General features: G+C 59.7%; 21 protein-coding genes. 6 read left to right on the forward strand and 15 right to left on the reverse strand.

Translation table 11 applies throughout. From position 1 onward, the window contains the following. Positions 1–2: 2 nt before the first annotated feature. Entirely contained in the window at positions 3–1,907 is a 1,905-nt protein-coding gene (locus ACYQ2I_RS08760; RefSeq protein WP_460166631.1) for a hypothetical protein, read from the reverse strand. A gap of 365 nt (positions 1,908–2,272) precedes the next feature. On the opposite strand from ACYQ2I_RS08760, the gene ACYQ2I_RS08765 reads away from it, so the two are divergent. The 6 genes from ACYQ2I_RS08765 (at position 2,273) to ACYQ2I_RS08790 (ending at position 8,398) form a co-directional block, all read left to right on the forward strand. Next, the gene (locus ACYQ2I_RS08765; protein WP_460166632.1) at positions 2,273–3,397 is read left to right on the forward strand and encodes an ABC transporter permease; all 1,125 of its coding nucleotides are present in this window, start codon (positions 2,273–2,275) and stop codon (positions 3,395–3,397) included. Between the two features lie 33 nt (positions 3,398–3,430). Continuing rightward, on the forward strand, positions 3,431–4,150 hold the full coding sequence (locus tag ACYQ2I_RS08770) for an ABC transporter ATP-binding protein (RefSeq protein ID WP_460166633.1): 720 nt from the start codon (positions 3,431–3,433) through the stop codon (positions 4,148–4,150). Next, complete coding sequence (locus ACYQ2I_RS08775; protein WP_460166634.1) at positions 4,147–5,220, forward strand: HlyD family secretion protein; 1,074 nt, start codon at positions 4,147–4,149, stop codon at positions 5,218–5,220. Before ACYQ2I_RS08770 ends, ACYQ2I_RS08775 begins: the two co-directional genes overlap by 4 nt. A 342-nt stretch (positions 5,221–5,562) precedes the next feature. Continuing rightward, positions 5,563–6,297 (forward strand): N-acyl amino acid synthase FeeM domain-containing protein, encoded by a 735-nt coding sequence (locus tag ACYQ2I_RS08780; protein ID WP_460166635.1) that lies wholly within the window; start codon positions 5,563–5,565, stop codon positions 6,295–6,297. A gap of 65 nt (positions 6,298–6,362) precedes the next feature. Next, positions 6,363–7,475 (forward strand): nitroreductase family protein, encoded by a 1,113-nt coding sequence (locus ACYQ2I_RS08785; protein ID WP_460166636.1) that lies wholly within the window; start codon positions 6,363–6,365, stop codon positions 7,473–7,475. Continuing rightward, a complete protein-coding gene (locus ACYQ2I_RS08790) occupies positions 7,472–8,398 on the forward strand; it encodes a ThiF family adenylyltransferase (protein WP_460166637.1) in 927 nt (308 codons plus the stop codon). The genes ACYQ2I_RS08785 and ACYQ2I_RS08790 overlap by 4 nt, the downstream gene beginning before the upstream one ends. A gap of 99 nt (positions 8,399–8,497) precedes the next feature. Here the strand turns inward: ACYQ2I_RS08790 and ACYQ2I_RS08795 are convergent, their stop codons facing one another. From ACYQ2I_RS08795 to ACYQ2I_RS08860, 14 genes are all read right to left on the reverse strand, one after another. After that, positions 8,498–9,436 (reverse strand): PEP-CTERM sorting domain-containing protein, encoded by a 939-nt coding sequence (locus tag ACYQ2I_RS08795; RefSeq protein ID WP_460166638.1) that lies wholly within the window; start codon positions 9,434–9,436, stop codon positions 8,498–8,500. 125 nt (positions 9,437–9,561) lie between these two features. Then, positions 9,562–10,005, reverse strand: a complete 444-nt coding sequence (locus ACYQ2I_RS08800; protein WP_460166639.1) for a hypothetical protein — start codon at positions 10,003–10,005, stop codon at positions 9,562–9,564. Positions 10,006–10,370: 365 nt separating this feature from the next. Further along, positions 10,371–11,495 (reverse strand): non-hydrolyzing UDP-N-acetylglucosamine 2-epimerase, encoded by a 1,125-nt coding sequence (gene wecB / locus ACYQ2I_RS08805; protein ID WP_460166640.1) that lies wholly within the window; start codon positions 11,493–11,495, stop codon positions 10,371–10,373. Between the two features lie 59 nt (positions 11,496–11,554). Beyond that, entirely contained in the window at positions 11,555–13,366 is a 1,812-nt protein-coding gene (locus ACYQ2I_RS08810) for a heparinase II/III domain-containing protein (protein ID WP_460166641.1), read from the reverse strand. 86 nt (positions 13,367–13,452) lie between these two features. Continuing rightward, positions 13,453–14,636 (reverse strand): IS3 family transposase gene (locus ACYQ2I_RS08815; protein ID WP_460166642.1). Its coding sequence is split into 2 segments (ribosomal slippage): positions 13,453–14,363 and positions 14,363–14,636, totalling 1,185 coding nucleotides; the frame shifts between segments, so codons are not numbered across the junction. A 171-nt stretch (positions 14,637–14,807) separates the two neighbouring features. After that, complete coding sequence (locus tag ACYQ2I_RS08820) at positions 14,808–16,247, reverse strand: hypothetical protein (protein WP_460166643.1); 1,440 nt, start codon at positions 16,245–16,247, stop codon at positions 14,808–14,810. Continuing rightward, positions 16,231–17,196 carry a glycosyltransferase family 2 protein gene (locus ACYQ2I_RS08825; protein WP_460166644.1) on the reverse strand — a complete coding sequence of 322 codons (966 nt, stop codon included), beginning with the start codon at positions 17,194–17,196 and terminating at the stop codon, positions 16,231–16,233. Before ACYQ2I_RS08825 ends, ACYQ2I_RS08820 begins: the two co-directional genes overlap by 17 nt. Beyond that, the gene (locus ACYQ2I_RS08830; protein ID WP_460166645.1) at positions 17,178–18,437 is read right to left on the reverse strand and encodes a glycosyltransferase family 4 protein; all 1,260 of its coding nucleotides are present in this window, start codon (positions 18,435–18,437) and stop codon (positions 17,178–17,180) included. The genes ACYQ2I_RS08825 and ACYQ2I_RS08830 overlap by 19 nt, the downstream gene beginning before the upstream one ends. Then, positions 18,437–19,594 (reverse strand): glycosyltransferase family 4 protein, encoded by a 1,158-nt coding sequence (locus ACYQ2I_RS08835; RefSeq protein ID WP_460166646.1) that lies wholly within the window; start codon positions 19,592–19,594, stop codon positions 18,437–18,439. Before ACYQ2I_RS08835 ends, ACYQ2I_RS08830 begins: the two co-directional genes overlap by 1 nt. 13 nt (positions 19,595–19,607) lie before the next feature. Beyond that, a complete protein-coding gene (locus ACYQ2I_RS08840) occupies positions 19,608–20,360 on the reverse strand; it encodes a sulfotransferase family protein (RefSeq protein ID WP_460166647.1) in 753 nt (250 codons plus the stop codon). After that, positions 20,347–21,273, reverse strand: a complete 927-nt coding sequence (locus ACYQ2I_RS08845; RefSeq protein WP_460166648.1) for a glycosyltransferase family 2 protein — start codon at positions 21,271–21,273, stop codon at positions 20,347–20,349. The genes ACYQ2I_RS08840 and ACYQ2I_RS08845 overlap by 14 nt, the downstream gene beginning before the upstream one ends. Before the next feature lie 11 nt (positions 21,274–21,284). Further along, positions 21,285–22,433, reverse strand: a complete 1,149-nt coding sequence (rffA, locus tag ACYQ2I_RS08850) for a dTDP-4-amino-4,6-dideoxygalactose transaminase (RefSeq protein WP_460166649.1) — start codon at positions 22,431–22,433, stop codon at positions 21,285–21,287. Next, the gene (locus ACYQ2I_RS08855; RefSeq protein WP_460166650.1) at positions 22,430–24,580 is read right to left on the reverse strand and encodes a bi-domain-containing oxidoreductase; all 2,151 of its coding nucleotides are present in this window, start codon (positions 24,578–24,580) and stop codon (positions 22,430–22,432) included. Before ACYQ2I_RS08855 ends, rffA begins: the two co-directional genes overlap by 4 nt. A gap of 144 nt (positions 24,581–24,724) precedes the next feature. After that, the gene (locus tag ACYQ2I_RS08860; protein WP_460166651.1) at positions 24,725–25,150 is read right to left on the reverse strand and encodes a hypothetical protein; all 426 of its coding nucleotides are present in this window, start codon (positions 25,148–25,150) and stop codon (positions 24,725–24,727) included. Between the last annotated feature and the right edge of the window lie 278 nt (positions 25,151–25,428).

Genomic DNA, 25,428 nt, shown 5'->3' on the forward strand with positions numbered 1-25,428 from the left:
GATTATTTTTTCGGTAACCCGAAGCCCTTGAAGAACCAGCCTTCGTCTTCGGTGATTCCGAACAGTCCGGCCGGCCCCAGGTGGCGTCGTACGACTTCGAAGTCGGGTAGCTTGCTGCCGTCGATACGTTGTTCACGAAGTTTGCCCGGTTCGGGCGGCGCGAGCAGGACGTTGAGAACGCGTCCGAGGACGGTCTCGCTTTCCGGCATCTTGCCCTGTCGGATGAGTTCGAATGTGGGGCGGTATTCTTCGTCGGTCAGCGAGAAGAATCGGACGCACGACTTCGCGCCGTCCATCTCCTCGATCTTTTGCATAACTTCGAGTAGCTCCGGAATTCTGGCGGCCGTTTCTCGCGGCTCTTCGATATCGAGAATTTTCTTGAGATGATCCAGATGGGATGCAATCAGCAGATGGCCTTTGGTGACCGTCACGGCCGCGTTCGGCAACAATGGTTCTGCGGTTTCCTCTTCGGCCGGTGTTTCCTCCAAGCCGGGAATGCCGCCGATGTTGAATTCCATCTCGGACGGCTCGGGCGGTACCTTTTCCCAGATCGTCAGCCCCTTGTACTCCCGCTTGTGGAAGTCGGGTTCGTTGGCCAACATCTTGGCCAAGGCCGCCTCGACTTGGGCTTCGTCGGCGACCTCGATGCCGATGAGCAATCGCTCGCTCTTGGGGGTAATCGGCTTTTCGTAACTGGTGACCACCGTGATTCGTCGGCCCAGGTGAACGATCAGTTCATTGCGCAGATCGATTTGCGGGCCGTAAGGATCGTCCTTCAAGCTGGCCAACACGTCCTGCCACACGCCCTCTTCGCCTTCGCCGATCGTTTCGTCGAAGACGGGCCCGATACTGTCGAACGCCTTGAGGATGTCGCAGTAACCGGTCGTATAGGTGGCAAGATCGCGCGGTACCCACGAAGGTAATGAGAAATCTTCTCCATTGGGAAACGAGAGCATGTTTGCCGACTTTTCCCGCGGGCCGGGAGCGTAGATGTACGTGCGGTGGAGCAACTCGACGTCGTCCACTGCCACGTCGACCCAACCGCCGACACCGCGAATGAACGAGAAGCCAGCCGCTTCGAGGGCCGCAGCGATTCGCCCCCGACGAGCGTTTTCGTCTTCGGGCAGAAGAGACCGGACGGCCGCCGCGTAGCCGAACGGGCTTACATACCAACGTACCTGCGGGACGTGATCTTCGCCCGCGTCTTGGCGGCATCGGGCCATGACCGCTTGGTAATTCTCGTCTTCATCCAACGAAGGAGCATCGCCGTCGAGCCGGGCGAGGACGTCTTCGACGATCTGGAGAGAATCCGAAACGATCAACAGCCCCGAATCCAAGCAGTACACGGCTTGTCGTTTGCCCGGTACCCGTTCGTTTTCGGGCAGATCGAACACGTGGACGGTTCGTCCTGCGGCCTCGTTTGTCGATTCTTTCGCCCCACGTTCGGCGAGGCCGTCGGCGACCTTTTCCAGGAGTACGGCGACACGTTCTTCGTTTCCCGCCACTTGCACCAGCAGAACGACCGCACCTTTCCCGCCGGGAGGCAGTAACGTGGCGACGGCCATTTCGCCGGAGGGGATGCCCTCGAGGTCTTCCAGCGAAATGCCGAGTTTTTCTCGCACACCGGCAATTCGATCGCGGAGTTGAGCACGGACGTCATCCAAAAACGGCTTCATCGCCGGATCTTGGAGAAGTTGCCCCAACTGAGTCGAGCGCACGTGTTCCCGAAAATCGGCGACGTCATGGACGGCTGCAAACCCCACGGCATAGTCGGGTACGAGGGTTTCCAACTCACGGGACGAGGCTTCCTCGGCGCGAGTCGTCGGTGCGTATGCAAAAATCGTGACCAATGTTGCCAGGAAAAGACATCCCGCCCAAGAAAGCTTACCCAAGTCGAACCGCGGCACGGCCACCTCCTCGTTTTCCATCCTTGCCGGTAGCTCTCAGATTCCACAAATCAACAAGCCTGAGTGTAGTCGTTGCGCAGGTATTTCGCTAGATCGGTCGGTTTGGGAGATCCTATTTACATTCCGCGCGGATTATACCGATTTTCCTGATAGCCCAGCTTCTCGTCTCGCATTCACTAGGGGCATCATTCCGGCACTTGAGGGGGGCTTTCGGGAAGTTTCGGTTGTGACCTGTGCGCAACATGCGCCGTGTGGGTGGAATAGGCAAGTTGTCTCTGCCCTCAAAATGGCACTTCGTGCGACGAGCGTTCAAGGAACCTTGCGTCGGACTCGCGTACGCCCCTATGAGCTACGGTTGAAATGGAATGTGGTCGATCGCCCTGAAAACGCTGATTTCCGACCGAGGCAAGTTGTTGACCGCCCTGGTGGGCGTGGTGTTCGCTGTTGCGCTGGTCAACATCCAAGGCGGGTTGTTCATCGGGCTCTTACGGAAGGCCAGCCTCCTGGTGGAGCACAGCGACGCCGATATCTGGGTCGGCCACTATCGGATGCACAACGTCGATTTCCCGCACGATGTTCCCCGTCGCTGGCAATATCGGATTGCCGGAACGCCCGGTGTGTCGCGCGTCGAGCCCTACCTGATCGGCTGGTCGAACATGACGCTCCCCAGCGGATCATGGGAGGCCGTCGTCGTGGTGGGAATGCCGCCCGGGGCTAAGCTCGGACGTCCCTGGAATCTCGAGGCGGGCTCACCCGACGCTCTGTTGCAAACCGACGGGGTTGTGGTCGATGCCTACGAGATGGAAAAGATCGAATTGCCCGAGCTGAACGAGCGTCGTGAGATCGGAGGTCGCCGCGCGAGAATCACAGCCAAGACGCGAGGAGTGACCGGCTTCCTGGTTGCACCGTACGTCTTCACGACATACGACCGTGCCGTCGAGTATACGGGCAAATCTCCCGATGCCGCCTCGTATTTTCTTGTGAAGGTCGCCCCGGGGGCCGATGTCACCGAGGTTCGTGATCGCATTCGCGCGCGGATTCCCGATGCCGAGGTGCTGACCGCCGACGAATACGCGTGGACCTCCATCCGATTCTGGCTCGTGCGCTCGCCGATCGGCGTCGGATTCGGCGCGGCGACGCTTTTGGGATTGGTCGTCGGTACGATCATCATCGCCGAATCACTCTACACGTTGGTGCTCGACCGGCTCACCGAAATCGGGACGCTCAAGGCGATCGGTGCCACCGATGTGCATGTGAGCCGACTTGTCCTGACGCAAGCCGTGTTGTTGGCCTGGGTCGGCGCATTGATCGGCTTGGCGATCACTGCCGCGATGCAGGCGTTTCTCGACGGGCCGGTTTCGCCGATCGTGATTCCGTGGTGGTTGTCGTTGGGAAGCTGTGCCTTGGCCGTCATCACGTGTCTGATCGCGTCGATCGTGCCGTGTGCGCGGATTCGGCGGGTGGATCCGTTGATGGTTTTGCAGGGATAACACGGTGAAAAACTTGGAGCTCGAGAACACACGATGATCGTCTCCGTCCGGGGAATCGAAAAATCGTTCACTCGCGGGACGAACCGCATGCAGGTGCTGCGCGGGATCGATCTCGACGCACGCCCGGGTGAATGCGTATTTCTGGCCGGGCCTTCCGGCAGCGGGAAATCGACCCTGCTTTCGATTCTCGGTTGTATTCTGACGCCCGACGCCGGAACCGTGCGACTGTTCGATACCCCCGTCGAACGACTCGATGAAACCGCCCGTGCCGAACTTCGGCGGAAGCGAATCGGTTTCGTCTTCCAGCGGTTTCATCTCATCCGAGGTTTGGACGCCTTGGACAATGTATGCGTGCCGATGGTGCTTCAAGGGGTGGACTGGTCGGCGGCGCGGCGCCGTGCATCGGCGCTTCTTGACCGGGTGGGCTTGCGAGAGCATCTGCATGCCGATCCTCGCCGCATGAGTGCCGGCCAATGCCAGCGGATTGCCTTTGCCCGCGCCTTGGCGAACGATCCGCAATTGATCCTTGCCGACGAGCCGACGGCCTCGCTCGACGGTGAGCACGGCACCGAGGCCATGCGTCTGTTGCGGGCGTTGACGGCCGAACAAGGTAAAACGGCGATCGTCGTCACGCACGACGCACGGATCTTCGGCTTTGCCGATCGCGTGTTGTGGTTGGAAGACGGAAGCATTGTCGAGAAAGCAGAACCGCAAACGGCGGTCCTTGCGACCGCGGAGGGTTCACCGGCATGACGCGAATCATTCTCGCCGTTGTTGGAATCGGCCTGGTGGCCGGGTTGGGATTCGCCATCGACAGTCGATCCCGCGGACCGGCCGGTCCCGAAACGATCGATTGGACGGCCGAGCACGGTCGCATCTGCGCGCCCGGCATCGTCTCAGGAAAGGGCGATCCGATCGAGCTGCGTCCTCAAATCGCCGGAAAACTCGTGCGATTGTACGCCGCAGAAGGCGATTTGCTCGAGGCGGGCGATCCGATTTTGCAAATCGACGATGCCGAGTATCGGCATCAGGTCGCCTTGGCCGAAGCGCAACTGGCCGAGGCCAAGGCCCAACTCGACAAACTCTTGGCGGGCGCACGATCGGAAGAAGTCGCCGAGGCCCGCGCCGTCTTGGAAGCCAAACGTGTGGCCCTGGAACATGCGCGAACGACCTGGGAACGGGTAAACCGTTTGGCCGCCGAACAGTCGGTGTCGCGCCAGCAAGCCGACGATCGAAAAGCCGATCTCGATCGGCTGGAAGCCGAAGTCGCCGCGGCCCAGGCCTCGCTCGAGCTGATCGAGTCGCCGCCTCGGGCCGAAGACGTCGCTGCATGTCGCGCCAAAGTGGCCGCCGCCGAGTCGCAATTGGAGCTTGCCAAGATTCGACTCGAACGGACGGTTCTCAAGGCCCCCGTTTCGTGTCGCGTCCTCGACATTCATTGCGAGCCGGGTGAGCTGATCGGCCCCGAAAGTCCCCTTCCGGCGGTCGTGGTGGCCGATACGTCGGCAACTTTCGTGAAGGCATTCGTCGAGGAGTTCGACGCCCCCCGCGTGAAGGAAGAGATGGCGGCCGAAATCACCGCCGAAGGGCTTCCCGGTCGAACATTCTACGGCAAGGTCGTGCGATGCGCCCCCCGACTCGAAACAAAGGTTTTCTCCGGCGACCGGCCGGGTGAGCAATACGACCTAAAAACCCGCGAAGTGTGGATCGAGGTCGAGAAACAAGGAGACAATCTCGACACCGAGTTGGTTGTGGGGTTGCCTGTCGATGTCACGCTGCTTCCGCAGCCGAAAACCCCCGGAACATCGGATCAACCGGAATGACCGTCATTGGTTGTCCGGCTTCGTTCGTTGGTAATCGACGAAGTCTACGAAATATGCGTTGACTTTTTTGACTTGCCCGCCGGGCGACCTAGGCTTTCAAGGATAGATTTCTCGTCCGTTCACTTATCGCAATTGATTTCGCCGCCGTATCGGCGGCCACCAGCCGGACCTTCGCCGACTCGGTGCGAAGACGGCGCAACTCGTCCTTTTCCGTGAGATTGGGCGGTCCATTATCGCGCCGCGCGTTCCCTTTTGGGACCGATCGTGAAGATTGTATCACGTGGCGCGACTGTGCGACCGATGCAATCGTATCGGAAGCTCCCGCTCGGGAAAGGTGATGTCATGCAACTCGATTACCGCATCGCGCGCACGCTGGGGGAGCGTGTGTCGGCGCTGGGCCTCGTCTACCAGGCATACCGCCGAGCCGGGCTGATCGAACCAAATCCGCACGGGGTACGCGTGACCCCCTATCATCTGCTTGATTCGACGACCGTTTTCTTGGCCGTCCGCGACGAAGCGGAAACGGTCTTCACGATGAGTCTGGTAGGAGACGGCTCGCTCGGGTTGCCCATGGAATCGATCTATCCGGGCGAGATCGGGGAGCGTCGCGATCGCGGAACGCGCATGGCCGAAGTTTCGTGTTTGGCCGCCGATCCGGCGCGCGGCGGGGGCGGCTTCGACGTTTTCATCCATTTGTGTCGCTTGATGACCGTCCACGCCCTGTGGAACGGATACGACGAATTGGTCGTCGCCGTACATCCCCGGCATGCTAAGTTTTACCGGAGGATGTTGGGGTTCCGGGACTTCGGCGACCTGCGGGAATACCCTTGCGTCAAGGATCATCCTGCGGTGGCGCTGTACCTCGACCTGCACGCGCTGGATCGATTGTTGCCGCCGCGGTTGTACCGGTTCTTGCAGCAGGCGGAATACATACCGGAACAAATCGCCGACGCCCCCCTGTCGGAGCCCGATCGAAAGCACCTCGCCGAATGCCTCCGAACGGAAGATTACGCCCTGCCCACATTGGGTTTCTTCGAGTCGACTGAATCGGAGACGTTGACGGGAGCGGTGCGATGACCCGTCCGGACGAGGAAACCCTGACGGAAACCATTCGCAGCGAACAACGCGATAAGAATTGAGCCATGAGCATTGCCGTCGGTATGGATCCGAAAGTCGTCACCGCCTGCCTCGAAGCGGCGTGTCGTGCGCCCTCTCCCGACAACAACCAGCCGTGGCTGTTCTCCGTTTGCGACGACTCGATCGTGGTGTATCGCGACGACCGCCGACGCCTTCCTTCCGACGTGTGGAACATGTTCGATTTGCTGGCCCTGGGGGCGGCCGTCGAAAACATGTCGTTGGCGGCCGGGGCCCATGGATACGCTGCCGATGTCGAATGGCTGCTGGAGGACGCCCCTTCGCCAATCAACGGGCGGGAGCCGATCGCAAAAGTACGATTCGGATCGCCGGCCGAGCGAGACCCGTTGGTCGAGGTCGTCGGCGAACGCCATACGAACCGTCGTAACTACCGCAAGACGCCGATCGCCGATGAGACGTTGCAGCGGTTGACCGCACAAGTCTCGCGGGTAGCCGAGGCCGTACACGTTCACTGGCTGACCGACCGGTCCGCTATTCGGGCCTACGCCCGACTGACTGCACGCGCCGACCGCCTGCGGTTCGAGTACCGGCCGTTCCATGCGGAACTATTCAGGCAGTTGCGGTTCTCCCCTCGCGAGGCGGCCGAAACGGCGGACGGCCTCGATGTGCGGACGTTGGCGTTGCCGCCGGGGGCCTCGCTCGTGTTGCGGGGCCTGCGATCGTGGCACGTGATGGCATGGTTGGCCCGGGTGCGGTTGACCGGGGCCTTGACGGTGCCTTCGGCCATGGCGGTCGTGAACAGCGGGGCCGTGGCCGTGATCGCGGTCGAGCGGCCGATTCGCCGTTTGTTTGTCGAGGCCGGCCGGGCGATCGAGCGCCTTTGGTTGCAATCAACGCGGGAAAATCTGGCGGTCCATCCCTTGGGAAGCCTGCCGATCTTTCTGGCCCACGAAGAAATCGCCGGAGGCGCGAAGCTGAGCGAACGTCATCGTGCGGAAAGTCGCCGTCTGCGAGATCGCCTCGATGCCTTGCTGCCCGATGTCCGCGGGGCTTGTCCGGTGATGGCCCTTCGCCTGGGCGACGCCTGCGCCCCGAAGGTGCGCAGCGTCCGCCGTTCGCCTGCCGATTGCACGATCGATAGCGAGGAGATGGGACCGTGAGTAGTACACTGTGCGACCGCGTGTCGGAAGCGAGCCGCGACGCTGTGCTTCCGGCGGCCTTCGATTACGACGAGGCCTTTTGCCGCAATCGAGGGCTGATCTCCTCGGAAGAGCAGGAAAAACTGCGTCGTTCGCACGTGGCGATCATCGGGATGGGCGGCGTCGGCGGGTTGCACCTTGTGACCTTGGCACGCTTGGGTATCGGCCGGTTCACGATCGCCGATCCCGACGTCTTTGAACAGGCGAATTTCAATCGGCAATACGGCGCACGCATCGACACGATCGGCCGAAACAAGGCCGAGGTCATGGCCGAGGAATTGCGACGCATCAATCCCGAGGCAAGCGTGCACGTGATGACCGAGCCGATCGATCCGGACAACGTCGATCGTTTCCTGGATCAGGCCGACGTGTTGATCGACGGCGTCGACTTCTTCAACATCGCCGTTCGCCGACTGGTGTTTCGGAAAGCTGCCGAGCGGGGAATTTGGGCCGTTACCGCGGGGCCGATCGGGTTCAGTACGGCATGGCTCAGCTTCGATCCGGCGGGGATGACGTTCGATCGGTATTTCGGGATCAATGATCGTATGTCGCGGCTGGAGCAACTCGTGGCCTTTGCGATCGGGCTGACGCCGAGAGCGTCGCAGCGGCACTACATGGACTTGGGAAAGGTCGATTTGACCTCGCAATCGGGACCGTGCGCCGGCCTGGCCTGTCAGCTTTGTGCCGGTGCGGCAGCGGGAGAAACGCTCAAGGTGTTGCTCGGTCGCGGGCGGTTGCGCCCCGCACCGTGCTACTCGCAGTTCGATATCTATCTTTCGAGACTCTATCGCGGGCGGCTGCACTTCTGGATGCGGCCCATCTTGGCAATAGTGCGCAGGCGGTTGGTGCGCCGTTTCGCATTGCAGGACGTGCAAAGCACCTGACCGCGCAAAAAGGAACCCCGGCAACCCGCGGCTGCCGGGGCTTGTGCTTTTTCGATTTGCGGCAGTCAAAAGAAACGCTGCCGCAACGCTATAGAGCGATTACGCCTTGTTGCGCCGACGTCGGAAGAACGTCACGCCCAGGCCCATCGCACCCAGCGACAACAGGGCAATCACGCTCCCCGGCTCGGGAACGTAGTTGACGATATAGTCCACGTCGTCGCGCACGCGTCCTGTGAGGGCTCCAGATGTGTCAAACTCGAAGTATACGGTACCATCTATCGATATCCCAGCGGTATAAGCAATATTGGTTGACGGACCTACGGCAGGCGCCTCCAAAATGCCCTTGAAGTCACTAAGGTTGAGACCGGGAGCCACTCCAATAACGTCTAAGCGGGCCACCTCTTCGACGCTGCTGACAGTTTTCCCCCCCACAGGCGGAGAAACCGGCTCCACGTAGAGAAAGTTGTCGGTGTTATTGGTGCTGAACCCAATGTCAAAAAGATGTTTGGCCGTTCCACCCGTTAGAGCGGTCTTGATATCCGTAATCGCTCCCGACACATCGGTTGGGGTAGCGAACGTGTTGTCCAGCAAGCCCGCCAAATAAGTTCCGGAAGATGGAGAAGCGGCCAGTTCAATGACCGAGACCACAGCACCATTGGTTACCGAGACCCCCAAAAGATCCGTAAGTGTCGATCCGCTGACGGTGGTTGTCGTGTGTTTCGTGTAACCGGAATAGCTTCCCGCGAAAGGATCCGAAACACCCACCGTGCCGTTTTGAGTTGCCGAAAACACCAACCACACAGTGTTTGACGGACTTACATCAACGCTGTTTACTTTATTGATACGCGCCAAACCGACGACAATGTCATCATTCCCGCCAGGATCGCCGACGGGGACGATGTATCCCCAGCTTTGGTCCTGGATCGTATCGTCGGCTGTGTTCTGTGATGCCAACAACGACATCAAACCGGCGTGGGCACTGGATGCCAACAACAGCCCCAGCGCACCGGCCGCGATTGCAAGTGTTAACCGTTTCATGAATCAATCTCCTTCGTGAACCGAAATCGGAATTCCTTACACCCCGTTTCTCAGCCGGTCAGGCTTCCTTGACGACCGACCGACATTCCCGGCGAGCAGACTCGCCGACACGAGAGGAAAGGCGGTCACGAAGGGCGGAAGAGTTCGTACGGGGGGCCCGTGGGAACGACTAGGCGATGTTCCTGCTGCAAGCGACCCAAAAGCGGCGGATCGCCGAGCACGACCGTTCGCGACAAGGCAGCGTTTGCGCCGCTGCTGCTGGAGCTGCTCGAAGCATGGCTCGGGGCCGAACAATTGCCCGGTACACCCATCCACTTCTCGAGCGTCGGCTCTTTTTGCGGGAACGGAATCGGTGACTCGAAGGGATCGAAGGCACCGCCGGCGAGCAGATCCCCAGGCGGGGCCTCCGCCTGCTGCGACAACTCGTATTCCAAAAGCGACATCATCGAGCCGTCGGGCGTGACGAGTTCCCACGACGCAATCCACCCGGCGCAGGCGCTCGAGGCCCACACGCCTGCCAGCAGCAGAGCCGCTGCCGCGATCAGGTTGTGCCGAAGAGGTCGCATCATCGGATACCCATTGCCCCGTCAAAAAAGCCCCAGCACCGAAAACGCTCGACTTGAGCATTTCCGGTACCGCCGATTCGATCCACACAATCGGCAAAATCGAATCGACTACGGCCATCATCATAATCGGCGCCGGGGCCATCGCAACCCCCCTGGGGTGTAGGTTTGGTGATTTTTCCGAAAAATCCTGCCGCGGGCTCGTTTTAGCCCGCCTATAGTGGGGGTGGCTCCAGATGATCCTCATCGATTTGCGGGTGTGTGTCGTCGGTGGTGTGCGGGATATCGCGGCGCATGAAACATGAAAAAAGCCGAACCGGCGTTTACGGTTCGGCTCGCGAAAGGTTTCTGTCGAGAGGAAGAATCGGCTGCTAGGCAAGGTCGGCCGCCAGGCGGGCGGCGATCCGTTCGGCGGCCTTGCCGTCCCACAAGTCGGGACATCGCCCTTGCTTGTATGTGCCGTCGAGGACGCTTGCCAGGACAGCGCGTAACCGCTCGGCGTGGTTTCCGACCAGCGTACTCGTACCTTCGTCGACGGTGATGGGACGCTCGGTGTTCGGTCGCATGGTCAGGCATGGTACACCCAAGGCGGTCGATTCCTCTTGCAGGCCGCCCGAGTCGGTCACGATCACCTTGGCTTGAGACGTCAAACACAAGAAATCAAGGTAGCCCAGCGGTTCGGCCTCGATGATTCCGCCGCCGGCCTTGCCGTTCAACCGATCGCCCAGGCCGAATTGTTCGATCCGGTGCTTGGTCCGTGGATGGATGGGAAAAACCATCGGCAACCGCGTTGCGGCCTGGGCCAGTACGTCGAGTAGTTTGCCCAACACCTCGGGCGTGTCGACGTTCGCCGGGCGGTGCAGCGTGATTACCCCGTAGTCACCGGGGCTGAGGCCCATCCGCCCGAGGACGTCGCGGCTGCGGGCCTTGGGTAATTGATGCTGCAACGTGTCGATCATCACGTTGCCCACCAGATGGATTTGAGATTCGGGTTTGCCTTCGGCCTTCAGGTTTTCGACGCCGGAGGGCTCGGAAACCAACAGCATGTCGGCGACGGCGTCGGTGACGATGCGGTTGATTTCTTCGGGCATCGTGCGGTCGAAACTGCGCAGGCCCGCTTCGACGTGCGCCACGGGGATGTGTAGTTTCGCGGCGACCAAGGCCGCCGCCATCGTCGAGTTGACGTCGCCCACCACCAGCACGCGATCGAAAGGCTTGCCTGCTTGCCGGGCGTCGATGAACACCTGTTCCAGGCGTTCCATCACGCGTGCGGTTTGCGCGGCATGCGTGCCGGAACCGACCTCGAGGTAGATGTCGGGCCGGCGCATCTCGAGATCGGTGAAAAACACGTCGGAGAGGTTTGGATCGTAGTGCTGCCCCGTGTGGATCAACACCGGCTCGACTTGCGGATAAGCCGCCAGCGCCCGCAGAATAGGCGCCATCTTCATGAAGTTCGGGCGTGCGCCCACGATACAAGCGATACGAAGATCAGGCATGGGTTCTTCCGTTGGTGAGCTTCAGGAACGCAGCCGTTTTCTCAAGGATAGCTGCCGGCTTACGCGAGGTCGGAGGGATCGATGTCGATTTTTCCGACGCGGAGACGCGACGTCGCCTGGTCAAGCGAGACATCGACCGGCGGTCCCCGGTGGATTGCGAATCCGATCATTCGTGCCGGTGGTGACATTGCGTGCAAAGTAATGCACGGCCGCGGAAGGCACACCCCGAATTCGGGGTGGTAGGTCGATTCCGTCATCTCGATTCGGCACGGCCCCAAAGCGGTGACGAGGACCGTTCGGCCGCCGATTTCGAGCGTGACGCGGTCGGGAGAAACCTCTTTCGGTTCGACGGCGGGGTGCAGGTGAAGCCGCGAACACAACCGGTGTGTGCCGCGGGTGTTAGTATCCAACCGGTCGAAGAGAATCCACGGCCCGCCTGCGCGGCATAGGACGTATCGCCGTACCGATGGAACGCCCAAAAAACGGTAGGCGTCATGGCTACAGGTCGCCCAATGAAACTCGGCGTACGTACCGGTGACAAGCCGGCCGGGGCGGCCGCGCCGCCCCATGCGGAACCGCGAGTAGACGTCGCACTGGTTTTGTCCGTCGATTTCAAGCGTGTTGTGCGCGGCCGTGCTCCGACAATAGGCCCGCTCGGGGCTGTCGTCGTAGTCGAAGACGCCGCTGTCGGTAAACACGCGTTTGCCCGCCACGGCGACCTCGACGTGAAACAAATCGGCGTGTCCATGGGCCGGCAGCCAATCGCAAGCCGCCGGTCCGGCGTCGAACAGAAGCATGTCGTCGCCTTCGCGGTGGATGAAATACGGGCCGATCGACGACGGAGGGCCGGTTCGATCCACCGCGCGCGAAAACGGCGACAGGGATGCCGCTCGCCGCAGCACGACGCGAGCGGGCGGAGCCTCGCCGAAGCAACTGTCGCCCAGTAACGGAATCTCGCCGTCGGGCAGGAGGAGCGCATCCAGAAACTCAGCCATGCGGGCCGCCGTCGTGCGGCATGTTTCGGCAACGGCGGGCAAGAGGTCGGGGAGCAATTCGGCCATGTCGAGCACGGCATCGAGCATGGCCGCGTGGTACATGGTCGAACGTTCGATGTGCTCACCGTGAGGAAGAACCTGTTCCTCGAGCTGTGCGGGCACGTGACGCTCGAGTAAACGCCGCCAGCCGGGCGAGGCGTCTTTCCCGAAGAAGGCGGTCGCCCAAGCCAGGCCTCGCAGGTCTTCGAGCAGATGGTTGCCCCGCAGATCCCATTCCAACGTGCGGGCCAAGAAATCGGCCTGTTGCCACAATGAACGCAGGAAACGCCGTTGAAGATAGGACGGCGTCGTAGACCGAAGTCGCAGGCGGACCCAGTTCGGAATCCGTCTTGCAATACAGTACGGGTGCCACGCGTCGACAGCCTGCCGTCGGGATTCGGCAGGGAAAGCGTCCAACCACGAGGCGACGAACAGCCAAGCGGCATTCGTGTGGCTCGAATCGTTGCTCTCCGCCAGGCGGCGGACGATATCGTGATATTGAAGCTGAAACCGCCACAGCCGTGGAACGGGGGGCCGGATGTCTTCCTGCCATCGCGGCGGGAATCCGAGGTTGCGCTTCTGATTGAGAAAGCAGAACTCTCCCTTCAGGACGGCGGCAAGCGACGAGCGAGAGGGGTGGACTGCGCCAGCGCGCGAATCGCCCTCCTTTTCGGCACGCGGACGAAATGCCGGCTTCCAGTCGTCGGAGAAACTAGGCGGCCTGCGCACTCGCGGCGGAAATCGCCGCCAAACGATCATTCGCCACAGCCGCGCGGCGAGCTGCCGTTTACGGTAGTGACGCAGGGATTTGACTCGAGTTTGTATCGATCCAAACACACGTAGTGCTCGCCATGAATTTCCACGCCGCCATTCCTTCACATATCGCCCGAAGACTGACCAGCTTCAAATTCTTGTACCAGGTGTTATGAAGGTACGGGTTGGGAAAGATCGCTGTGCTGCTGGAGCGGAGGGAGCGTAGCGACCGAAGCGGAAGCAGCACAGCGGGCCGCAAACTCGGCCGGGGCTACGTACCCCAGTGAGCTGTGCGGCCGGTTTCGGTTGTAGTCCTCTCGCCACAGCTCGGTCAGCACCTTTGCCGCCGCCAAGCTCTCGAACACCTCCGTTGCCAAAAACTCGTCACGCAGCCGGCTGTGGAAACTCTCGGCGTAGCCGTTCTCCCAAGGGCTGCCCGGCTCGATGTACAACGTCTCTATCCCCATCCGACCCAGCCAGGCCCGAATCGCTTCGGCCACAAACTCCGGACCGTTGTCGCTGCGGATGCACTTCGGCACGCCTCGTCGGGCGAACAACTCCGCCAGCGTCTCGATCACGTCCTCGCTGGTAATACTCCGATCGACCTTCATGGCCAGACATTCCCGCGTGTGCTCGTCGACGATCGTCAGCCACTTCAACCGGCTGCCGCCCGTGGTGCGGTCGAACACGAAGTCCCAGCACCACACATGGTCCTTGTGGTCCGCCCGGCGACGGACGCAACCGTTCTCGCTCGTGCCCAATCGTCGCCTTTTGCGCTTCTTCTGCGGCACTTTCAGCCCCTCACGACGCCACAATCGGTAAATCCGCGTATCGCTCGCCCGCCAATCCTCTTGACGAAGAAGCCAGGCGATCCGCCGGTAACCCCATCGCGGACGACGTCGGGCCAATTCCAACATCCGACCCGCCAACGCCGCCTCGTCGTCTCGCGGCTTCGCTCGGTAACGCTGGGTACTTCGCGGCTGACTCAAGGTCTTGCACGCCCTTCGCTCGGAAACCGAAAACCGCTGACGCAGGCCTTCGATCGCCGCACGCTTCCGGGAAGGGCTTACCAGTTTCCCTCCGCTACGTACTTGAGCATCTGGATGTCCAGTTCCTTCTCGGCCACCAACAGCTTCAGCCGCCGGTTCTCCTCCTCCAATTGCTTCAGCCGTTTCGCCTCCTCGGCCTTCATTCCGCCGTACTGGTTCCGCCAACGCAGGTACGTCGACTCGCTGATCTCCAAGGCCTGGAGCACCGCCGCCACGTCCTTGCCCGCGTTGAGCATCGCATCCGCGTCCCGAAGCTTCCGAACTATCTGCTCCGGCGTGTGTCGCTTCCTTCCTCGTGTCGTCATCTTCCTGGTCTCCTCGCCTTACGGCTCTGAGACCTTCATAACACATGGATCAGTTTTTCGATAGCAGGCCAAGACAACATCTAACCAAAGTGATTAGGGGCCTACGTAGAAGAGCCCCCGGCTTGCTGGCAGCCTTCTGCTCAGCATTTGTTAGCCCAGCATCCGTGTCCGTCACAAGTCACAAAGTGTAATGTCTTTGGACGTAACTGTAGGCGATCGGCGGTGGGTGTGGCCGACAATCAGGTCAACACCCTTTGTGGTGCGAATGATGATCGCAGGGTACCGCTCAATAGTTGCGAAGCCGACTACGTGACCAATTGTTAAGGCTTCAAATACGCCTAGTTGGCAATCGTTTCCGCCGTAAAAGAGAATCGGCTGCGTGCCAGATTGCAGGAGAACATCGCGGGCACGTTGCTGCCGTTGTAGCCACGATGTCCTCACAGCGTCCGCGCAGGAAAACACATTGCACGATGGAATGGTCGTAGACGGACGAGGCCAAGTTTCAAGCCAGGGAAAGAAAACATGGGCTACGACCAACGCAAGAGCCAGTACAAGACGGTGCCTTATGTGCCGGCTTAAACAAATTGCGTAGGCGGCGAAAAAAGGAATGAATACCATACCGGCGACAAGATGTCGCACGCTGTTTCCGGGGCGTATCCCCCAGAAAAATACCGGCACGGCTATCCAGAGAGCCAAACTGGTCGTTAAGAGCCACGAACGGTTGCGGAATGTTAAGACCGTAATCCCGAGGCAGCCTGCGACTAAAATGAGGGGGCCAGTAGCGAACGCGATTGCCCCCAAATTCCGGCCATCAAAAAACGCACACAACGATGCTGGCCACGTTTGCTGCCATTTTGAGGCGAAGTCGAGGCTATCAGATTGAGTGGCTGGCACCATAAAATTGGTGACAAGCAACGTGCCGACGATTCCAAGGATGAAGGCAACGGCCACGATCAAAGCGTCGAAACGCGGGTGCGATTTGGAAAACGCAAACGTCAGAAGTACGAGCCCCGGCCCGATAAGAATGATGTCGGCCTTGATCGGGACGGCGATGGCTATCAGCAGGCTTCCTAAGGTAAGAACGCACAGTCGACCGGCGGCACTCGCAAGTGCTGAGCTATTTGCGATTAGGTATCCCCCAGAAAGGACCAACGCAAGCGAGGGTACGTGCGGCATCCCATAGAGTGTGCCGAACCAAAAACCGGGGCCTAATTGAAGTAGTACGGCCCCGAAGAGGGATGCCCAGGGGCCGACAATTCGTCGCGAAAAAAATGCTGCGACAGCAGTGGCGCCCAGACCGCCGATGAAGCTTATCGCGGTCATAAAGTGAGGCAGTAATTCAAGTGGTAGACCTGCGCGTTGAGCGAGTGATAACAGCAAAATATATGCCGGGCTCGTGCGAAATACATAGGGCGGGTTTTTAGAAATGTGTCCCGTGTTCCATAACACCGACACTACCGCGATACCTGCTGCGTCATCTTCGCCAAAGGTTGGAAACAAGTAGGGCACGCGAATGACGGCAGAGGTCGCCAAGATTAGTAACAGTAATGCGTACCAACGGCGTAATGGCAGGTGAGTCGAACACGTTGCGAGGTTATTTCTGTGTGTCATGGGGTGTTTCTCCGTAGCGGTGGAGCGCGTGTTGTATAAAGTATAGGGGGCGCCGTTTGTCTTCTTCATAAATGCGCGAAATATATTGACCGTGAATTCCTAAAATAAAGAGGGTGATTCCGTGGAGAATTAGCTGTGTGGATATTAGCGATGCCCATCCGTGCACAAACGGGAGTGCAAATGTATATCCTATCACGACGTACGCTAGGTAGAGTATTCCGGCAAGAGCAAGAGACAGGCCTACGTGTGAGGCTAATCGGGCCGGTCGGGATGAGAATGAAAACAGGGCGTCGGTGGCCAGTCGGAGCATTTTGCGAAATGTGTATTTTGACTGTCCGGCGATGCGTGGGGGAGCGGTGTATTGCACGTACGTTCGGGGGTATCCCATCCAGGCAAGCATTCCACGGAGAAAGCGGTGGCGTTCCGGCATGGATTGTAATGCGGATATTACGGAGCGATCGATAAGGCAAAAATCAGCAGCATGCATTTGTATTGGGGTGTCGGAAAAGAAATTGAAGACGCGATAGAACAGAGAGGACGTGAGTGATTTGAGAAGTGAAGCATCTTCCGTGTGGTTGCGGATTGTTTGGACAATCTTATAGCCATTCTCCCATCGGTCTACGAGGACTGGGATCAGCTCCGGCGGATGTTGTAGATCGGAGTCGAGGAGAATCGCAGCGTCAGCGTTTGCGTGATCAATGCCTGCCGTGAGTGCAATTTGATGGCCAAAATTCCTCGAAAGGGATAGGACGGTTACGCCGGAATGCTGGCGCGCGAGCGTTTGCAGGGCGTCAAGCGTGCCGTCGGTGCTCCCGTCATCTACGAATATGAAGTCAACGGTGTGGCCGCGCGACCGTAAAGAGCAAGATACCGCGTATACAGCATCAAAAAACAACGAGACGGAGCTTTCCTCGTTGAAAAAAGGAGAAATTATAGTGATGTGTGGCATGATCGGTGCGTCGATTGGGTTGGTAGGGAAAGTAACGTAGAGATGTACGTGTGAGCCAACTTGTTTCGATCAAAATGGTCCGCTAGGTAATCGCGGCCGTTTAGTTTCGATCGGGGGTTGGTTGCTAGCCGTTCGAGGCATTGGATCAAGGACTCGGGCGAGTCCGGTTCCATGGCGACGCCGGCTTGGGCTTCGTCGACGACGATTCGCCGGGCCTCGCCCCGGACGCCCATGATGATGGGGCGTTCCATTGCCATCATCTCGAAGATTTTCGAAGGGATGACCGTCCCGAAAAGTTCCGTTCCCCGAAGATGGACCAGGCAGGCGTCGGCCGAGGCGATCACGCGAGGCATTTCTTCCTTGGGGAGTGATCCGGTGAACAGAACCCGGTCGGTCAGCCCGCGACGCTCGGTTTCCCGTTGCAATTCTTCGCGACGGGCGCCGTCGCCGACGAGCCAAAACACGAATCGGTCATCACCGCGGGTGCGAAGGATATCGGCAGCTTCGATGACGACCTCGAGTCCGTGGGCCATGCCGATCGTGCCGACGTAGGCACACACGAATGTGCTGTCGGCGGCGTTCCATCGGGCGCGAAGTTCGCGATCGGGAGGCGTAGGACGGAATTTGTCGAGGTCCACGCCGTTTGTTACGACCGATATCCGATCGTCGAGGGGCACTTTTTCGAGGATTTTTTGTTTGTACCCTTCCCCGACCGCGACGATGTGATCGGCGGCAAGATACATTCGGCGTTCGAGGAACTCGAGGAAGCGTAAGATGGGACGAAACCGGATCGCGCCCACCGTTTCGATAGATTCGGGCCAAATGTCCCGAATTTCAAGGACGAAAGGACGTCGCTTCAGGCGTGAAACCCACACGCCCGCCCATCCACAAAAAAACTGGGGACTGGTCGCTACGACGACATCCACTTTACGGATTCGAAACGACGCGATGATCGCTGCGACCATGTATGACAGGAAGTTGAGAATTCGGCGAACGGTGCCCGCGTTGGGCGCGAGAAGCGTCCACACGCGAACGACCTCGATGCCGTCGACGACGTCGCGTTGTGCACGCAAACGGTTGCGATAGCCGGGATAAATCACGCCTTTGGGATGGTTCGGGTTGCAGGTGATGACCGTGACGCGGTGCCCCGCCTTGACCCATCGGACGCAGTGTTCGTACGTCCGGGTGGCCGGGGCGTTGACTTCGGGCGGAAAATAGTGCGTCAAAAACAGGATGTGCATCAGGCTTCCGACACGTTGTCTTTCGCGAAGGCGGTTCGTTCGAGGAGTTCCACGAGGTTTCGGGCGACGGCGGCATGACGCGTGCGACGGTAGACCGGCTCCCACGCTGCGTGAATCGCCTCTTTGTCGGGACGCTCCTGTAGATGACGGAGGAGGGCTGCGGCCAGTGGTTTCGGTTTCCCCGGCGGAACGACACTGCCGGTCTTCGGATCCTGGATCACGTCGGGATGACAGCCGACCAATTCGGTCACGACGACGGGAAGTCCGGCGGCCAGCGCTTCCATGACGACCACACCCCACGGTTCCGTCAGCGACGGTAAGGTGAACACGTCGGCGGCAGCGTACCACTCGGGTAATTCATCGGGCTGCAAGAAGCCGGGGAATTCGACGCGGTCGGCGATTCCCAAGTCGGCGGCGAGTGCTTCGAGCTTCGGACGTTCGACGCCGTCGCCGGCAATCACGAGTCGCGCGTTCGACCGGGCGACAACCTGTTTCATCGCTTGCAGGAGGATATCGACGCCTTTTTTCCAGATGAGCCGGCCCACGTAAATGATGACAGGCTCCTCGCCCCATCCGCGGGCAGCGCGAAGCTCACCTCGCCGCGGTGCCAGTTCGCGAGCCAACGCACGCAGGCGATCCAGATCGGGCGAGTTCGGAACGAAACAACAGGCGTCCGGATTGCCGCCGTAATGGATCAGGTACTCGCGGGCCAAGACGCCCGTCGGAAGGATACCCCGCGCGTTTTTCACCACCCAACGCACAAACGGCGTTTTCAATATTTTGCGGTAGGTCGCGCGGCGGAGCCCCAAGAAACTCTCGCACATCAAGTAGTAGGGGATGCGACGTCGTTTTGCATAGAGAATCGCCCGCACCATGGTCGGGTGGTTGTAACCGCCCAGCAGGATCGCGTCGCAGTTCGATTCGGCGAGCCGACGCGCGATCGTCGGATTCCAGTAGCAACTTCCATTTCCGGCGAGAGCCCGACCGGGGAGCACTTCAGCATGAAAGTCGAGCTGCCAATCAGCCTCCCAAGGGCGATCACTCGTTCCCTTCGTGCAATAGAACACATGCAGATCGACGTCGGGCTGCTTCGCAACCGTATTCCAGAACGGATCACGATAGGGAGTCAACGTCGGTGTGACGACGGATATGTTCATTGTCGACAAGGTGCTATTTTTCGAGGGGTTCTCGCCAGCAGCGCAAATTTAGCCCGAATTCTTGCTCGAGGATGTCGATTTGCGGCATCAATCGGGCGGCCAGTTCGTGGCGGACGTGTGGAGGAATCGGAATGTCCATCTTGCGACGGTTGGCGCGATCTCCCCAGGTAGCCGGCAAGAACGACCGTTCGACGTCCAGCCAGGCATACAGATCGGTCAGCATTTGCGGATCGGCCAGCGCGGTTTCCATGATCAGGATGCGCACACGGCGAAATCGTGTGCAGTACCAGCGTAACGGCGCGACGTATTCGCTTCGCTGGATATATCGAAAGGGAGAAACGGACACGCCCGGCGGCGTGGGCGGGATATCGTCCCCGAGCAGAGCGACTTCCGGCGGCCGTGTTTCCAAACCGTTTTCGACGGAAAAACAATAATGCGAAATGGCCCGTTCGATCGGGTTCCGCAATTGGACGAGGATCGAACAGTCGGGCAGCACACGTCGAATGCGTTCCGCGTAGGTTTCGGATTCGAAATAGCTGGTGCTCTTCTCGACGAGCACTTCGCCTTGCGTTTTCCCGAACAAGGCGCTGCGGTAATCGAGGGGCGTTTTTTCCGCAGACTCGGCATTCAGGAACCATTTCGGCTCGGGGCGAAACGGCTTGGCGACCTGGATTTGCGGATGAGCGTCCAGCAATCGGGCGAGCTGTGTCGTTCCGCAGCGTTGGCAGCCCACGATGACGGCGTGTCGAGGCTCAATCGTCGACATGACTCTCCCGCACTGCCGCTCGCGGCGGGCTTTGGACCTGCCGCAGAATGCGAATCAAGTATTCGCCGACGATCCCCAGCGAAAAGAATAGCAAGCCGAAGAAAAAGAGCATCAATAGGGTTTGCGTGGTCCATCCCGGGACGCGGATGCCCGATATGAAATACTTTGCCAAGTAGTAAAGGCCCAACGCGAAACTGAACAACGAAGTGCAAAAACCCAGAAGGCTCACCAACTGGAGCGGCAAAGCTGTGTGGCCCAAAATCGTATCGAGTGCGTTTGAAATCAGCCGACGGGTCGAGTACCGTGATTTCCCACCCGGATCATGCCGCACTTCGACACTCCCGATCGCCGTGGTTGCGGCCAGAATCATGTGATTCAATCGGGGCGTTCGTGTCGGCATCGCGCACAACGTCTCGGCCAGCCAGCGTCGCATGATGCGGAAACTGGTCAACGAGATATTCGGCGGGACATGAAATACCTGTCGAGTGATCACGTTGACGATGCTGCTGCCCACGTTCCGCAAAAACGAATGCCGCTTTTGGGTGTAAGCGCCGAATACGACATCCCATTCGGGGTGCGCCGTCAAGGCCTCGTATAGCGAGACGATTTCCTCCGGCGGATGCTGGAGGTCGTCGTCCATCGTGACGACGAATTCCCCCTTCGCGGCTGCCAGTCCCGTCAACAGGGCGAAATGCTGCCCGAAATTGCGCGCATGCTGAATGATTTTGACCCGCTTATCGGCCCGGCGGGCCTCACACAACAGTCGCCAGCTATCGTCCTTTCCGGCATCGTCGACGCAAATGATTTCGTAGTCGTGTGCGAGGTCGGAAAGCACGCGGTGCAGGCGCTCGATCAACGCCGGGAGCGTCGACTGTGCGTTGTACACCGGAATGACGACCGAAATCTTGGGCATTGAGCTGCGCGTTACGAAGGAGACTCGCCGAAAAACGCATAAATTGCATCGACGACGCGATCCTGCTGCTGCCTCGTTATTTCAAAGAAAAACGGCAGCCGAATCAATGAAGCGGCAAGTCGTTCCGTGTTCGGCAGCGACGCGCGATCCAGCCCTAACGTGCGGGCCATCGGCGATTGATGAAGCGGCACGAAGTGGAACGTCGCTCGAATCCCGCGTTCGTGCAAATATGCCAGCAACGGATCGCGCCGCGATTGTTCCTCGACGATCACGTAGAACATGTGGTCGTTGCTCTTTCGATCGTCGAATCGGGGCGGAAGCCGAATGATCCCCTGTTGGGCCAAGGGGCCGAGCCGCTCGTAATAGTACTCGGCGACGGCGTGTCGGCGAGCGGCGATCGAATCGAGCATTTCGAGCTGCGCGTACAGAAAAGCGCTACAAATCTCGCTGGGAACGTATGACGAACCGATATCGACCCAGGTGTACTTGTCGACTTCGCCGCGCAGGAATTGTTGTCGGTTCGTTCCTTTGTCGCGCAGAATCTCGGCGCGGTCGAGGAACCGTTCGTCATTGATGCACAGGGCCCCCCCTTCCCCACAGATATAGTTTTTCGTTTCGTGAAAGCTATAGCAGCCCAAATGGCCGATCGAGCCGAGGGCACGTCCCTTGTAATAGGCATGCACTCCTTGCGCGGCATCTTCGATCACGAACAAGTCGTTCCGTCGAGCGATGTCGACGATGCGGTCCATCTCGCAGGCGACACCGCCGTAGTGGACGGGAACGATCGCCCGCGTGCGAGGGGTGAGGGCGTCTTCGATTTGCGATTCGTCGAGATTGAGGGTATCGGCACGTATATCGACGAAGATCGGCTTCGCCCCCGCCCGTACGAATGCATTTGCCGTCGAGACGAACGTGTACGACGGCATGACGACTTCGTCGCCGTCACCCAAGCGACACAACATGGCTGCCATTTCGAGCGCCGCCGTGCCCGAGGGAACCAAGAGCACGCGACGAATACCGAATTGTTCTTCGAGCAGCCGCGAGCATGCACGGGTGAAACGCCCGTCGCCGGCGATATTGCCGTACGTCACCGCCTGGGCGATGTAGTAAAGCTCCTTGCCGGCGATGAACGGCTTGTTGAACGGAATGACGTCGGTCACGTGACGCCCTCTTTTGCATCGTGCGACGGACGATCCGACATGCCGACCATCGCGAAGGTGGCTTGCGTGGTGGCGACGAGATCGTCGATGGGGATCAGGAATTCACCCCGCCGGACGGCCTCGACCCATGCCCCGAGCATCGCACCATGGCCTTTGTCCATCTTGCGCAGCTTTTTCTTCGTGCGGCGACCTTCTTCGTCGACCAACTCGAGCACCCGGAAATCTTCGATGACGGCTCCCTTGCCGCCGCCGAACACTTCGATGCGTTCTTTGCTCCAACCGGCGGGGCCGTTGACGGCGTAGGTCAATTGCAGCACGGAACCGTCCTTGTAACGCAGTACGGCTTGCGTTTCGTTGCGGATATCGGCATCGGCAGGCATATCGACGGACACGCTCAACGGCAGGCTGCCCGTTAGTGCGTTGAAAAAATCGACGAAGTGACACGCTTCACCGATGATCCTGCCGCCTTCGGCCGGGTCGGCCAGCCAGTGATCCGGAGGAATCGTACCGGCGTTCACGCGATAGATGCCCCGTAGCGCTCCGCAACCATCGAAATGCTCTTTCAATTGATGTGCAAATCGTGAAAACCGACGATTGTATCCAATCGACAATGGGCCGCTGTGGCTTTGAAGGGCATCGACAATGCTTTGCAATTGTTCCCAATTCACGGCCAACGGCTTTTCGCAGAATACCGCCTTCCCGGCCGACAAGGCACGGACGATCATGTCGGCGTGCTGGGAATGTCGCGTGACGATGAACACGATGTCGGTGGCGTCGTCCGTCAGGATTTCGTCGATGCTCGACGCGCACCAGGCAAACCCGTATTTCCTTCCCACCGTGGCGGCGGTCGCCCCCGACCCGGTCACGATGCCGCGAAAGCGAACATCCGACAGTTTGGCCAGCTCGGGCAGTAGCACGCTTTGCGCAAAGCTGCCCGCACCGACGAACGAAATCCCCAAACTGCCCGCTCTGGTTTTCGGGGCTTTCGTTTGGAGAGTGATGCGGGCGGGCTGCTCGACGGGCTTATCGATCGGATATTCGAGCACGACGCCCAGGTACGGTTCGCTGCCTTTGAGGATCAGTTCAAAAGCGTCTGCCGCACGTTCGATTGGAAAACGATGCGTCGTCAACGCGCCGGGGCGCACCTTGCCCGATGCGACGAGATCCAAGAAAGCCTCCAGGTTACGGCCTTGCGTCCAGCGGACGTACCCCGGGGGATAGTCGTTCCCGTGTTGTTCGTACGAGGGATCGTACCGCCCGGGACCGTACGATCGCGACACGATGAACGTCAGCTCTTTTTCGTAATACGGCTTGCGAGGGATGTTCATACCCGTCACGCCGACGAGTACGACGCGTGCCCGGTCGCGGGCGATCTCGGCCGCCAATTCGATCGGTGCGTTCGAGCTCGTTGCCGCGGTGATCAGCACCGCATCGACACCTAGCCCTCGCGTGAACGAAGAAATCGCCGAGGCGGCTCCGGAGTTTGGCGGCAAGACGAGGTCGGCGCCGTGGTCCGCCGCTAAACGACGCCTCGCTTCGACCGGATCCAGGCCGACGACCCGGCAGCCCGCAGCGGCCAGCATTTGAACCGCCAATTGTCCCAAAAGACCAAGCCCGACGACCGCAACCGTTTCGCCGACGCGGCAATCGGTGTTGCGAATCCCTTGCAAGGCGATGGCCCCGAGCGTCGCGTAGGCGGCATCTTCCGCCGAAACGCCGTCGGGGACGGAAGCCGCCAGCAACTCGGGTACAAGGTTGTATTCCGCATGATTCGCAATGCCCGCCCCGGCGCAGGCGATGCGTTGCCCTACCCGAAACCGAGATACCCGCGGACCTGTCTCGAGCACTTCGCCCGCGGCACTATAGCCCAGCGGCATCCAGCGATCGAGCTGTTGCTGCACCGTTTGGAACGTGGCCCAAAAACCGTCTCGCCGCATCTTGGCCAACACCTTCTTGACCAGATCCGGGCGTGCCCTGGCCTTACCGAGCAGGCCCTTGCGGGCAAGCCGGGCCACCATCCGCTCGGTACCTGCCGAAATCAACGACGCGTGTGTTCGAATGAGCACGCGATTGCCGGAAGGCCGAGGGACCGGAATGTCGGCCAGCTCCATGCGGCCGTTACGAACGTTTTGGAGGAGTTGTTTCATGGCGACACAAAAACAGGCCGACGACCGCGTCGGCCGACAGCCTGCCGGAGTTCTCGGATGAAATGCTTCGATTATTCCACTGAAGCCGATACTTTCAATGGCACGTAAAGTGAATTTCGCTTGTCTTTCGATAAATGCGATAGATTATGGGGACGATTGCCGGATGGATTTTCGCCGGGCGGCCGCTTCATCCCGAGCCTTCTGAACGGCGGCCTTTTGCTCGGGACTCAAGACAGCTTCGATTTTCGCGTCACGTTCGGCTTCCAAGGCTTCTAATTGCTTGAGAAGCGGTTGAATCTTTTCCCAATATTCTCGCTGAATCGCGTAGATTTGTTGCCGTTGCTGCTCACTGACGACGGCCGCGTAATAATTGGGCAGTCGCGGACGAAAATTCGACGTCCCGGTTTTGGCATCGTTCGTAGCCGGTTGCGATGATTGCGTTGCCGCGGCCTGAGTAGGCGCCGCAGACGGCTTCGTCGTTTCTTGCGCTGTAGCGAGGTTCGACATCCATACGACCGCCGAGCCGACAATCACCGCCGCCGCAACCCGGAAAAACACTGCCCTGTTCATCAATGTACCCCTTTTTTCACGATACGGAAAACGACGCTATCCCGAAAAAGCGTGAGTAGTGTAGCAAGGAATCCAAGTGACGGCAAGCGTTTTGTCCGCCCCTCTGGCCGACTTCAAATTTTTATACCAGGTGTTTTGAAGGCGTTGTTCGGGAAGCAGCGCAGCGGGCCATAAACTCGGTCGGACCTACGTAGCCTATTGCGCAGTGCTTCCGGCGTGGGTATCAACCCGTTGCACAACCTCTTTGCAGTCGCAGCCTGCAAAGAGGTTGTGCAACG

The organism is Thermostilla marina, from assembly GCF_054657455.1.

What these genes read in the sequence shown, in the direction of transcription:
- ACYQ2I_RS08765 (WP_460166632.1), top strand. Translation starts at nt 2,273, where the DNA reads ATGTGGTCGATCGCCCTGAAAACGCTGATTTCCGACCGAGGCAAGTTG.
- ACYQ2I_RS08770 (WP_460166633.1), top strand. Translation starts at nt 3,431, where the DNA reads ATGATCGTCTCCGTCCGGGGAATCGAAAAATCGTTCACTCGCGGGACG.
- ACYQ2I_RS08775 (WP_460166634.1), top strand. Translation starts at nt 4,147, where the DNA reads ATGACGCGAATCATTCTCGCCGTTGTTGGAATCGGCCTGGTGGCCGGG.
- ACYQ2I_RS08780 (WP_460166635.1), top strand. Translation starts at nt 5,563, where the DNA reads ATGCAACTCGATTACCGCATCGCGCGCACGCTGGGGGAGCGTGTGTCG.
- ACYQ2I_RS08785 (WP_460166636.1), top strand. Translation starts at nt 6,363, where the DNA reads ATGAGCATTGCCGTCGGTATGGATCCGAAAGTCGTCACCGCCTGCCTC.
- ACYQ2I_RS08795 (WP_460166638.1), bottom strand. Translation starts at nt 9,436, where the DNA reads ATGAAACGGTTAACACTTGCAATCGCGGCCGGTGCGCTGGGGCTGTTG.
- ACYQ2I_RS08800 (WP_460166639.1), bottom strand. Translation starts at nt 10,005, where the DNA reads ATGATGCGACCTCTTCGGCACAACCTGATCGCGGCAGCGGCTCTGCTG.
- wecB (WP_460166640.1), bottom strand. Translation starts at nt 11,495, where the DNA reads ATGCCTGATCTTCGTATCGCTTGTATCGTGGGCGCACGCCCGAACTTC.
- ACYQ2I_RS08820 (WP_460166643.1), bottom strand. Translation starts at nt 16,247, where the DNA reads ATGACACACAGAAATAACCTCGCAACGTGTTCGACTCACCTGCCATTA.
- ACYQ2I_RS08825 (WP_460166644.1), bottom strand. Translation starts at nt 17,196, where the DNA reads ATGCCACACATCACTATAATTTCTCCTTTTTTCAACGAGGAAAGCTCC.
- ACYQ2I_RS08830 (WP_460166645.1), bottom strand. Translation starts at nt 18,437, where the DNA reads ATGCACATCCTGTTTTTGACGCACTATTTTCCGCCCGAAGTCAACGCC.
- ACYQ2I_RS08835 (WP_460166646.1), bottom strand. Translation starts at nt 19,594, where the DNA reads ATGAACATATCCGTCGTCACACCGACGTTGACTCCCTATCGTGATCCG.
- ACYQ2I_RS08840 (WP_460166647.1), bottom strand. Translation starts at nt 20,360, where the DNA reads ATGTCGACGATTGAGCCTCGACACGCCGTCATCGTGGGCTGCCAACGC.
- ACYQ2I_RS08845 (WP_460166648.1), bottom strand. Translation starts at nt 21,273, where the DNA reads ATGCCCAAGATTTCGGTCGTCATTCCGGTGTACAACGCACAGTCGACG.
- ACYQ2I_RS08855 (WP_460166650.1), bottom strand. Translation starts at nt 24,580, where the DNA reads ATGAAACAACTCCTCCAAAACGTTCGTAACGGCCGCATGGAGCTGGCC.
- ACYQ2I_RS08860 (WP_460166651.1), bottom strand. Translation starts at nt 25,150, where the DNA reads ATGAACAGGGCAGTGTTTTTCCGGGTTGCGGCGGCGGTGATTGTCGGC.